This window comes from Microbispora sp. NPDC049633 (genome assembly GCF_040675265.1).
In the GTDB taxonomy this organism is placed as follows: Bacteria; Actinomycetota; Actinomycetes; order Streptosporangiales; family Streptosporangiaceae; genus Microbispora; species Microbispora maris.
This window is the reverse complement of sequence record NZ_JBFAOO010000388.1, coordinates 1-2443: the sequence shown is the minus strand read 5'-3', so window position 1 is coordinate 2443 and position 2443 is coordinate 1. Positions and strand designations below refer to the sequence as shown.

The window sequence follows — 2443 nt, the reverse complement described above, 5'->3', positions numbered from 1 at the left end:
CTGCGCGTGCTCGCGAACACCCGTGACGAGAGCGCCGCCAAGGTGCCGGCTGTCCTGTGCCGGGCTGTCCCGCACCCGGTGCGCCGCCGGTGCCGGGGAGGCCGCCCGCGCCGGGGTCGCCCGTGCCGCCGGACCCGTCCGCACCGCCGCCCCCGGAGCCGGTGCCACCGCCGCCCGTGCCGCCGCCGCCGGAGCCCGAACCGTCCGTGCCCCCGGAACCGCCGCCCGAGTGGCCGCCTCCACCGGATCCCGAGCCGCCGGAGCCGGACCCGGTCGAGCCCGAGCCGGTCGTGCCGTCACCGTACGAGCCGCCGTGCCACACGCCGTCGGAGGTCGTGGTGGGCGCGCCCGTCCCGCCCACGCGGATGCGCGGGGAGTTCTCGAGGTCGATGTGCAGCGGCTCGATGGCGGGCAGCTCGAAGGCCAGCCCCTCGGCGAAGGCGTTGTTCGCCTCCTGGATCTGCTGGTTGAGCTTGCGGAAGTGGGCCCTCGCCGCCTCGTCCCCGGTGAGGTAGGGCGCGGGGCCGGGAGAGGGGGAGGGCGTGGGGAAGCTCCGGGGCGAGGCGGAGGGGGAGGACGAAGGGGAAGGGATGGGGGAGGGGGTCCCGCTCGTGCCGCCGCCCGCGCCCTGGTCCGAACCGCCCGGGGCGGCCGGGAAGTTCGTCTTCGCGTCGCCGACCACGTCCGCGTACCAGGACATCGCCGCCCCGCTCGCGGTCATGGCGTCGCCGAGCGCGCCCGCCGTGGCGTAGAGCGCGCGCAGGGCGGACTGCACCTGCTCGGCGGCGGGACCGCGCCAGACGGAGGCCAGTTCCTTGGCGGTCCTGCTCAGGGCCGCCTGGATGCCCATCTCGGACGGCCCGTTGCCGCCGACCTTCCCGCCCACCAGGTCGGCGGCGTCGATGAACGCCCGACCGGCCCGGCGGACCGCGTCGGGACTCGCGGCGTCCAGCTTCTGCTTGATCTGCTCCCGGGAGAGGTTCTCCGGGTCGAGCCCGTCGAGGCTCGCGTACACCTTGATCGGCTCCCAGCCGGCTTCGGCCCCCATCGTGATCTTTCCCCTTGCCCTCGGCGGCTCACGCGCTGCTGCTCTTGTGGCCCTTCTCGTAGTTCACGACGGCTTGCTCCACCGCGCTCACCATCGCCTCGATGCGGTCGATCAGCAGCTGATACTTGCCGCTGAGCACCTCGTGGGCCTGCTCGGCGTTCAACCCGAAATACTTCGCCGCCTCCCACGGTCCGGTCTCCGCGGGGCCGACGTTGGTCAGTCCCTGGACCTCGCCCGCGGTCCCCGGGCCGCTCCAGGTGGCGCTCATGCTGGCGGGGGCGCGTCCGCGCAGCGTGCCGAGCTCGTCCCGCAGCCCCTTGAGGATCTGCCGGACCCGTGTGTGGTCGATGTACACATCGGCCGGACCACCGTCGAGACCCGGCCAGCTCTCCGGCATCCTCAGCTTCGGCGGCGGAGATCCGCCGTCGGGCGCGTAGCTCATTTCGCCTCCCTCGCCTTATGCCTTGTCGATGCGCGCGGACGTGGTCTGCTGGTCGCTGACGAAGAAGTCCTCGTCTTCGAGCAGCCAGGTGGTGCGCTCGCGCTCCTGGCGCTCGCCGCCCCCACTCGCGCCGTGCGGGGCCATCGGGACCATGCCGTTGCCCGCGGCGGCGCGTGACGCCGCCCCGTTGACGCCCACACCCCCGGCGCCGATGCCCGGGCCCGCGCCGGAACCGCCGCCCGCGCCGTAGCCTCCACCGCCGTACCCGGTGCCGGGGCCCGAGCCGGCGGCGCCGGTCAGGCCGTTGGGGACGGCGGTCTGCGGGGTGTGGCCGGAAAGGCTGGTGCCGCCGAGCCCGGAGTCGTCCAGCCGCGCGCCGTCGGCACCCGCGCCGGTCGATCCGGGAGCGCCGACGCCGCCGTTCAGCCCAGCGTTCAGCCCACTGTTCAGGCCGCCGCCGAGCCCGTTGCCCGGGCCCGTGCCGTCCAGTCCCGTGCCGTCCGGGCCCGTGCCGATCCCGCCGCCCGGGCCGCCCGGCCCGTACGGATCGCCCGTGCCGTTCCAGCCGGGGAAGCCGCCGTCGCCGAGGCCGTTCGGGCCGGAGCCCGTGCCGAGGTCGCCGAGCGAGGCGGGGTTCTGCCAGCCACGCACGTCCGTGGGGACCGATCCGCTCGGGAGGGTCGTTCCCGGACCGGACATCGGGTCGTACGACGGGGGTGTCATGTCGAACTTCGGCACGTCGGTGTCGAGCGACTCGGGGAAGAGGGCGTTGGCGGCCTGCGTCGCCTGCGAGAGCTTCTTGAGGTGCTCCTCGGCCGCCTTCATGTCCTTCTCCTCCTTCGACTCTCCGAAGAGGTTGAGGAAGGGACCGTCGCCGAAGGCCGAGCCGATCGCGCCGGCCAGGCCGCCGACGATGAACCCGCCCACGCCGCCGATGACCGCGCCGGGGATGG

1 protein-coding gene and 2 pseudogenes are annotated in these 2443 nt (G+C 74.7%); all 3 read right to left on the bottom strand.

Features of this window, described 5'->3' with window-relative positions; translation table 11 throughout:
• Nucleotides 1-1048 (bottom strand): annotated as a pseudogene (locus AB0J39_RS39230) (hypothetical protein); the annotation flags it as partial.
• Between the two features lie 28 nt (nt 1049-1076).
• Nucleotides 1077-1490, bottom strand: a complete 414-nt coding sequence (locus AB0J39_RS39225) for a hypothetical protein (protein ID WP_363474251.1) — start codon at nt 1488-1490, stop codon at nt 1077-1079.
• Between the two features lie 15 nt (nt 1491-1505).
• Nucleotides 1506-2443, bottom strand: a pseudogene (locus AB0J39_RS39220) (hypothetical protein); the annotation flags it as partial.

Bases quoted from the DNA above. Each gene is read 5' to 3' on its own strand.
- AB0J39_RS39225 (WP_363474251.1), bottom strand. From the start codon at position 1,490: ATGAGCTACGCGCCCGACGGCGGATCTCCGCCGCCGAAGCTGAGGATG.